8 protein-coding genes are annotated in these 9390 nt (G+C 47.2%); all 8 read left to right on the forward strand.

Annotated elements, in window-relative coordinates; all coding sequences use genetic code 11:
• Positions 1-9: 9 nt before the first annotated feature.
• Entirely contained in the window at positions 10-1473 is a 1464-nt protein-coding gene (locus tag ACYQ8U_RS08935) for a monovalent cation/H+ antiporter subunit D family protein (protein WP_459945186.1), read from the forward strand.
• The gene (locus tag ACYQ8U_RS08940) at positions 1470-1724 is read left to right on the forward strand and encodes a hypothetical protein (RefSeq protein WP_459945187.1); all 255 of its coding nucleotides are present in this window, start codon (positions 1470-1472) and stop codon (positions 1722-1724) included. The genes ACYQ8U_RS08935 and ACYQ8U_RS08940 overlap by 4 nt, the downstream gene beginning before the upstream one ends.
• Positions 1714-3504 (forward strand): Na(+)/H(+) antiporter subunit D, encoded by a 1791-nt coding sequence (locus tag ACYQ8U_RS08945; protein ID WP_459945188.1) that lies wholly within the window; start codon positions 1714-1716, stop codon positions 3502-3504. Before ACYQ8U_RS08940 ends, ACYQ8U_RS08945 begins: the two co-directional genes overlap by 11 nt.
• Before the next feature lie 26 nt (positions 3505-3530).
• A complete protein-coding gene (locus ACYQ8U_RS08950) occupies positions 3531-5075 on the forward strand; it encodes an NADH-quinone oxidoreductase subunit M (RefSeq protein ID WP_459945189.1) in 1545 nt (514 codons plus the stop codon).
• Positions 5076-5216: 141 nt separating this feature from the next.
• The gene (locus tag ACYQ8U_RS08955; RefSeq protein ID WP_459945200.1) at positions 5217-6629 is read left to right on the forward strand and encodes an NADH-quinone oxidoreductase subunit N; all 1413 of its coding nucleotides are present in this window, start codon (positions 5217-5219) and stop codon (positions 6627-6629) included.
• 153 nt (positions 6630-6782) lie between these two features.
• Positions 6783-8048, forward strand: a complete 1266-nt coding sequence (locus tag ACYQ8U_RS08960; protein WP_459945190.1) for a M48 family metallopeptidase — start codon at positions 6783-6785, stop codon at positions 8046-8048.
• A gap of 245 nt (positions 8049-8293) precedes the next feature.
• Positions 8294-8602, forward strand: coding sequence for a hypothetical protein (locus tag ACYQ8U_RS08965; protein WP_459945191.1), 309 nt, complete (start codon positions 8294-8296; stop codon positions 8600-8602).
• A 58-nt stretch (positions 8603-8660) separates the two neighbouring features.
• Positions 8661-9221, forward strand: coding sequence for a hypothetical protein (locus ACYQ8U_RS08970; RefSeq protein WP_459945192.1), 561 nt, complete (start codon positions 8661-8663; stop codon positions 9219-9221).
• The last annotated feature ends 169 nt before the right edge of the window (positions 9222-9390 follow it).

Genomic DNA, 9390 nt, shown 5'->3' on the forward strand with positions numbered 1-9390 from the left:
CCACCTGGAATGGATTATAAATTACTCATAGCCCTGCTCATTCCGCTTATCGGTACGCTGGGAGTGATGTTCAAGGGGGACAACGAAAACATCCGGGAAGGGATATCTTCCGTTTCTTCCATCCTCCTCCTGCTGGTTGTAGGCTCCATGATTCCGGCGGTCCTGCAGGATAAGACCCTCGTTTTCCACATGTTTACCATTCTGCCCGGCGTATCGGTCACCCTGCGGGCCGATGCCATGTCGATGATTTTCGCCATAGTGGCCTCCTCGCTGTGGACCATCGCCGTATTCTACTCCATGGGATATATGCGAGGGCTCAAGGAACATGCCCAGACTCGGTTCAATGCCTGCTTCGCCCTGTCCATCTTCGGGGCCATCGGCGTTGCCTTTTCGGACAACCTTTTTACCATGTATCTCTTTTACGAGATCGTCTCCGTGTGTACCTATCCGCTGGTTGCCCACCATCAGGACGAAGAGGGATACAATGGGGCGCGTAAGTACATCATCTACTTGACCACGACGGCCAAAGCCTTCCTGCTGCCGGCGATGATTCTCATCTATGTACTGACCGGCACCCTGGACTTTGCCTCGAATATCCACGATGGAGTTTTTCCAGAAGGTGTCAGCGGTGCGCTGGTTATCATGCTGTATATCTTCTGTATCTTCGGCTTTGCCAAAAATGGCGTCATGCCGTTTCACCACTGGCTGCCCGGTGCGATGGTTGCACCCACGCCCGTGTCGGCACTGCTCCATGCGGTAGCGGTGGTCAAAGTCGGGGTGTTCTGTACCACCAGGGTGATGCTGTATACCTTTGGTACCGACACCATGCACGCCTTGAATCTTGGCATCCCGACGGCCTACTTCGTCGGCTTTACCGTTGTTGTCGCGTCGATCATCGCACTTTCCAAAGACAACCTGAAAGCTCGACTGGCCTATTCCACCGTCAGCCAGCTTTCGTACATTATTATGGGTGTGGCCTTACTGACCGATCCCGGCATTCAGGGTGGGCTGATTCATATCGTCAACCATGCATTCTCGAAAATCACCCTGTTCTTTTGCGCCGGTGCTATCTACGTCGCCAGCCATAAAAAGTATATCTCGGAGCTGGACGGCCTCGGTAAAACCATGCCATTTACTTTTGGCGCCTTTGCCATAGCTTCTCTCAGTATGATTGGCGCCCCGCCGGTTGCCGGTTTTATAACCAAATGGAATCTGCTCATCGGCTCGGTTGAAGCACATCAGCTCGGTATTCTTCTTATTCTCATTGCCAGCACCTTGTTAAACGCTGCCTATTTTGCCCCCATTACCTACCGCGCGTTTTTTGGTAAGCGACCGGCCGGTGAACCATTTACCGGGATAAAGGAAGCCCCTTTATCCATGCTCATACCTATTCTGATAGCATGTACTATTTCAGTATTAATCGGTATTTTTCCTGATTTCATGTTGCAATTTGTCAAGGCGGTGACGGGATGATTATAAATCTCATCGATTTTTTGAAAGAACGACTGCAGGCCGTAAAAATTGGCTTTTATATCGCCGTTGCAGTTATGGTGGTCTGGACGATTGTCGGGGTTGACACCCATCACGCACATACTTGGATGGAGGCACACATTCCCGGCTTCTGGTCGATCTTCACCATCTTGTGCTGTGTGGTGTTCATTTACTTTGCGAGATGGTTTGGGAAAAGTGGAATCATGACCCGAGAGGATTATTATGACAACTAGTTTCATCCATCCAGCGCTTATCTTGCTCTGTGGTGCAGTTGTTCTGCCATTTATCAAAGAGCCGTTTCGGAAACTTTACCTCTGCGGTGTGCCGATTCTCACCTTTGTGGACGTGATATATCTCAGTTGGCACCCGGGCGTCCATGGCATTGTCACCTTTATGGGTGACTGGACACTGACCTTCGGCAGAGTTGACGGTCTATCGATGGTATTTGGTTTCATCATGGCGCTCATGGCCATTATCGGCACCGTTTACGGGCTGCATGTCAAAGACAATCTGCAGCACATTGCCTCCTGGTTTTATGTCTCCGGCAGTCTCGGGGTTATATATTGCGGCGACTATTTAGTCCTCTTTCTCTTCTGGGAAATGATGGCTTTTGCCTCTACTTTTCTCATCTGGTTCAATAAAGATGAAGGGGCACTTGCCGCGGGGTATCGCTACTTGTTGGTCCACACCTTTGGCGGTGTGGTGTTGCTCCTCGGCTTTGTCCTTCGCTATCAGGCCACCGGGGATCTCTCCTTCGTCCAACTCGACGAACAGAATACGCAGCTCTACACCTGGCTGATCATGGCCGGGCTGATGCTGAACGCCGCTGTTCCGCCACTGCATTCATGGCTCCCCGATGCGTACAGCAAGGCCACAGTCACCGGAGCGGTTTTCATGTGTGCTTTTACCACGAAGACAGCAATATACACCCTGGCCCGGGCCTTTGCCGGCTTTGACATACTCATCGTGCTGGGGGTGATCATGGCGATCTACGGTATTGTCTATGCCATGATGGAAAATGATATACGAAAACTGCTCGGCTGGGAGATTGTCAGCCAGGTGGGCTACATGGTCGCGGGTGTCGGCATCGGTACCGCTCTGGCCATCAACGGCACCTGTGCGCACGCCTTTGCCCATATTCTTTACAAAGGCCTGCTTTTCATGGCTGCGGGAGCCATCATTCATGCCACTGGAAAATCAAAATTCACCGAACTTGGCGGACTCTACAAAAAGATGCCGGCTACCCTCTTTTTTATGGTCATTGGCGGAATCTCCGTCTCCGCCTTCCCCTTCTTTTCCGGCTTCGTATCGAAATCCATGATCATATCGGCCGGCTTTGAAGCTCATTTACTTCTTGCCGGCTTCCTCCTTACCGCTGTGTCGGTGGGAACCTTTCTTGTCGCCGGTCTTCGTTTACCCTATCTGATTTTCTTTGGGGAAAATCGGTGCAGCGAAGAAACCTGGGCCAAGGCTGAAGATCCACCCTGGAACATGCACGCGGCGATGGCCGCAGCGGCCTTCCTGTGTCTGCTGCTTGGCTCCTACACACCGTTTCTCTATAATATGTTACCCTACACCGATGTAACCTACCATCCCTATGGGGGGTATCACCTGAGTGAAACTCTGCAGATCCTTGCTTTTACTGGGTTGGCCTTTATTTTTCTCAAGGACAAACTTGGACCCAAAGCATCAATCAGCCTTGACCTGGACTGGTTCTACCGAATGGGGGGCCGAGGTTTTCTCTGGCTGGCGAAAAACCCTATTCAATGGCTGGATACTGTCTGGGGTGTCGCCTATAGAGTTGTTGGTCTTTATTCACTGATGACAACTGCCAGATTCTGGTCATGGTTTGACTGGCATGCTATTGATGGCGTCGTCGATGGAAGTGCCCGATGCATTAGAGCAATCGGCCGGAGAGTCACCATCGTCTTGCAGAGAGGACAGATCCAACAGACGATATATATATCTGTCACCTTTGCCGCTCTTCTTCTCATCTCGTATGTCTGGCTATAATTTTTTGAAATCAAGGATCACTGGTAATGGATCAACTACTGATTAACTCCGGCTTCCCCATTTTGAGTGTACTCATCTTCCTGCCGTTGGCTGGAGCACTTGTTCTGCTGTTTGTGAAGAATGAGTCACTGTGTCGATACCTTGCTCTGGCTGCAACCAGCGTCGTCGGCTTGCTTTCGTTTCGCTTGGTGACCGGCTTCGACAGGACAACCGATAAATTTCAATTCGTCGAACATCACAGCTGGATCGAAACCTTTAACATCAATTACACAATCGGCGTCGATGGCATCTCTATCCTGCTTATTCTCCTGACAACAATCATAATGCCCTTTTGCGTGCTGGCATCCTGGTCATATATTAAAACGCGCATACAGGCTTTCATGGTGTGTCTCCTGATTATGGAAACCGCCATGATCGGCGTTTTTGTCGCTCTGGATTTTGTGTTATTTTACGTCCTCTGGGAAGCGATGCTTATCCCCATGTATCTTCTCATCGGCATATGGGGCGGACCAAGGAAAATATATGCTTCCATCAAATTTTTTCTCTACACGCTGGCCGGATCCATCCTGCTGCTTGTTGGCATAATCTGGTTATATACCACGAACAATTACAGTTTTTTCATTCCGGACATGATGTGGCAGGAGTATCCTCTGACCGCTCAGGTCTATTTGTTTTTGGCATTTTTTCTTGCCTTTGCCATCAAAGTACCCATGTTTCCTTTCCATACCTGGCTCCCGGCAGCGCATGTTGAAGCCCCTACCGCCGGATCGGTTATTCTTGCCAGTATCCTGTTAAAAATGGGTACCTATGGTTTTCTGCGATTTGCCCTGCCCATAACACCTGAAGCAACCCTGCTCCTCGGGCCGTATGTCCTCTGGCTATCAATTGCCGGGATTATTTATGGCGGATTTACTGCCCTTGCGCAGAGCGATATGAAAAAGCTTATTGCCTACTCCTCGGTGGGCCATATGGGCTTTGTCACACTTGGCATTTTTGTCCTCAATGTCGACGGCGTGGAAGGTGCGATTCTCCAGATGGTCAATCACGGCGTTACCACAGGAGCCCTGTTTCTCTGCGTTGGGATGATCTACGAGCGAACCCATAGCCGGGAGCTCCGTTCAGCAACCGGCGTCGGCAAATATATGCCCGTTTATATTACTTTTTTAGCCTTTTTCTGCCTGTCTTCTTTTGGCTTTCCCGGAACAAACAGTTTTGTCGGGGAATTCATGATTCTTGCTGGAGCCTTCCAATTCGGAATCGCTAACGGCGGCTTTCCTTATCTTGCCCTGGCAGCCATTCCCGGAGCAGTTCTCGCAGCCGCATATATGCTGCGCATGCTGCAAAAAATCGTCTGGGGGGGCACGGATAATCCAGATCAATCGTGGATCAGTGACCTGAATAGTCGGGAAATAGTGACGCTTGCGCCTTTTCTCTTTTTTGTATTCTGGATCGGCCTTGGGCCTCAACCATTTCTGGACCTGATACACACAAGTGTGACCCAGCTGCTGTACCAATTTGACGCTCACCAGGCCCAGCAGGCAGTTGCTGCAGCCGGTGCGATTGTACATTGAGATTCTAACCCCGGCAAACGGGACTATTTTCAGTCTCCCCTTGAGGGGGGTAAGTACCTTGAAGAAAAAAGGTTTATTGCAAAAAACCAAGAGACCGATTTTCTAGGCACTCAATAACTAAGACCTCGTAAAGGTAACATGATGCTATTTCTACCTGAATTAACACTGTTAGGGGCAGGACTGATTCTTTTCACTTTCAGTTTGGGCAAACCGAGTAGTGGAATGATCAAAAATGTAGCTACAGTTATGGCTGCTTTAACATTGATTGCATCACTCATTTGCATTAAAAGTGAGGGGAACCTTTTCTATGCAGCATATCAAGTCGACTTTTTCTCACAGATTTTCAAAGTCCTTATCGCCCTGGCTACGCTCATTATCCTCATATTCACTGACAGTAAAGGCGACCTCAAGAAAGAGACCCGGGCAGAATACTACCTCTTTCTCTTCATGTCGGTTTTGGGGTTAATGATGCTCGTATCGAGTGTAGAGCTCCTGTCAATTTTTGTTGCTCTGGAACTCTCCTCGTTTGCCGTCTATATCATGGTCCCGATGCGAAACAATGATACGCTTTCCGGTACTCAGAGTGAAGCAGGCATTAAATACCTTCTGTTCGGCGTCATGGCAACAGGGCTAATGCTCTTTGGCATGAGCTATATGTACGGTCTGACAGGATCTACTCAATTGCTGGTTATTGCAGAGAAGCTCTCTCTCATGTATAGCCAGCCGGCTGCTGTCGTGGCCATCGTTTTGGTCCTGGCTGGATTTTTTTACAAGCTGGCCCTCTTTCCCCTTCATTTCTGGGTACCTGATATCTACGAAGGTGCTTCCAATGAAACGACCGCTTTTATCGCAGCCGTTCCCAAACTGGCTGCCGTTGCACTCCTCATTCGATTCACGACTCTGGTCAGCTCGGAAGGTGAGGTGATCGTCAACGTCCTCATGGTCTGCGCCCTCCTGTCAATGTTCTATGGCAACCTTTCTGCGCTTATCCAGAAAGACGTCAAACGGCTCCTGGGCTTTTCCGGAATATCCCATGCAGGGTTTGTCCTCGTCGGTTTACTCACTTTTCAGGTTACCGGCTATGCAACGGCCATGTACTATATCATGGGATATGTCTTTATGAACCTCGCCTGTTTCCTGGTCATCTGTTCGGTAGCGGAAAAAGGCAAGAACGTTGTTGTGGAGGATTTTACCGGATTGCACAAAAGGGCCCCTCTTCTGGCTATCACTTTAACTGTCGGACTTTTTGCACTGGCCGGTATTCCCCCTTTTGTTGGATTTACCGGAAAATTCCTGCTGCTGCTTGGTGCTTTGAAACAGGGTCATCTCATTCTTGTCATTCTCGCTGCATTCAACACCGCCATTGCCATCTATTACTATTTGTCCATTGTCCGCGTTACCTTTTGCACAGATTCAGAAAATCGTGGTGCTGTCGTCAGCTCCGGTCTCAACAATACCCTTGCCGTACTGCTCATCGTGACAATGATTGTTATGGGAGTGTTGCCATCGCAATTCATTGCCATGACAACCTCCGCAATACAGACGATCATGTGATTATTGCTCAATTCGTTAAAAAAGGCCCTGTTGGTTTTAAGCCACAGGGCTTTTTTTTATTCTGTTTCTGCATGGTAAATCTCCAATGACTTTTTAAAATCTCATTTGCAGGCCACAACTCAATTCCTCCTACTCAAGACTCCAATCAAAATTATGAATCCCTGGTTGCTTGTTATTCTGTGCATTATTTTTACATCATATCTCCTGGAGCTTACTGTTGCTCTGCTTAATATCAGGGCACTCAATTCAAATCTCCCGAAAGAATTTGCAACGATCTATAATGCACAGGAGTACAAAAAATCCCAGGAATATACTCAGACCACCACGTTTTTTTCCCTTTTTGAAAACAGTTTTTCGACTATTGTCACGGTCATTTTTCTTCTTAATGGCGGATTCAACAGTGTCGATGTCTGGGCCAGAAGTTTTGGTTTCGGTGAGATATTTACGGGGCTCTTGTTTACCGGGGCCTTAGTTTTTCTTATGTTTTTAGTACACTTGCCGTTTTCAATTTATGCAACATTCGTCATAGAAGAGCGATTCGGCTTCAACCGTACTTCTGGCAAAACATTCCTCTTCGACCTACTTAAGGCTGGCCTGCTGACCATTCTGCTTGGTGCTCCTCTTCTGGCGCTTATCTTCTGGTTTTTCCTTAATAGCGGGGCCTACGGCTGGCTGTATTGTTGGCTTGGCGTGGTTACTTTTTCTGTAGCTTTACAGTTTCTCGCGCCCGTACTCATCATGCCTCTTTTCAACAAATTCTCGCCCCTGGAAGACGTTTCCCTGCGGCAGAAGATTCTTGACTATGCGACACAGGAACATTTCAGGATCCAGGGTATCTTTACGATGGATGGTTCGAAAAGGTCATCCAAACTCAATGCATTCTTTACCGGTTTTGGTAAATTCAGAAAAATTGTTTTCTATGACACTCTGCTGGCAAAACTCAATGAATCGGAGATAATTGCGGTACTCGCCCATGAAATGGGACACTACAAACTCAATCATCTTGTCAAAATTCTCTTTGCATCAATGATACAAACCGGGTGTATGTTTTACTTTCTATCAATTTTTCTCAACAGCAGCTCGCTCACAGATGCGTTTTTCATGACGGAAACTTCGATTTATTCCAGCTTGGTCTTTTTTGGTTTTCTTTATGCACCAATTAATCTTCTAGTTTCGATACTGTTCAATTTTTTCTCCCGCATGAATGAATTTGCGGCAGATAGATATGCTGCGGAAACGACGGGATCCCCGGAATGGTTAATAACCGGACTGAAAAAACTCAGTAAGGCCAATCTCAGCAATCTCAATCCACATCCGTTTATGGTTTTTGTCCATTACAGCCATCCGCCAGTATTGGCACGAATAGAGAAACTACGCCAATGCTGCTCATCCCGGCAAACGGGAAATAAGCTGGTATAAGTACCTTGGGACAGATTATTTTCTGGCAAAAAAACAAGAAAAATAATCTGTATGCTGCTAAAATGGAGGTTTGCTTGAAAATGCAACAAATTACTTGACAGTACTGATTATTTGATGGTTATTTCACCCTATCACTTCAGTTTTATTTCGTAATATGGATAGTCACGCATTATAATACACCTATCAGAGCTACCAACCTTATCTGATTAAGATAATTACTTATTTATACGTACTGGAGACAAAAAATGAAAAAAAATGAATTTCGGACCCCTCTTATTCAATCGGCTGCAGTACTTGGAGGCGTGCTGGTACTGTTCGCAATTGTCGCATCTTCAGGAGCCAACAGCACCGGAGGGGGTATTCTCGCCATTATCTTCGGTATCGGCAATCTCATTCTTTTTTTCATCGGGATGGCAATCGCAGTCATTTTCTCGATCGCTGTGCTCATCGCGATATTTTTGGCTGCTGTTGCCATGGTTGACTCCGAACAAGCTGCTGGAATGTACTCAGAATTAAAAAAAAAAATTTTCGTTAAGCGTTCTCTGGCTCAGTAATCGATGCTGTGACAATAGTTCGCCGGAAAGCATCGCTACCCAGGAGGAGTATAACTTGATGAAACAGGAGATTGTCCATCTGCAGGATCTGAACATGATTCTGCAGGGGGATATCAAGGTGCTGTCTGCCGACAACACACTTGTACGAGGCATTCTTGATACCTTGCATCAAGAAAACTCAGAACTTAACGAGAAAATCGATGCTCTGAATTTGTCGGTGACTCATCTGCAAAATTCAGAGAAAGAAATAAAAAGCCTAGTTGACAATCTCACTGATAAAATTCACGCAGGTGGTGATCTTGAACTAAAAAATCAGCTCAAAAAACTAGAACAACTGCATGCCGATACACACATTGATATCGAAGGTCTCAGCGAACGTTTGAAGACCCTGGAATCCAGTCTCAAACTGGCACCTGTATCAGGTATATTCACCTACATCGAAAAGAAGGAAGACCAGTCGCTTTTCATAGAAAAAGTTCAGGAGGCACTGGTACAAGAAATGACCTATGCGCAAATTGATGAGTACTTGACCAACACTCTCCCTGTGGAACTGGATACAATCATCAAAGACCATCCCGCACTGACCAGAAACTACATTCGTAATCTTCGAAGAGAGTAACTTCAGTCGAGCTGTTGCCTTCCCCTAGTGCCGTGCAGAAGTAACTTGCACGGCTTTTTTTTCATTCTATGCTATGTTCTCTCTTGCGGTTTACACACAACAACAAAAGACTACGTCCTCAAATAACACTTTTCTGCCTGTTAGTATCGACAATAATTCCCTCAATGAC

The organism is Desulfocastanea catecholica (assembly GCF_054657295.1).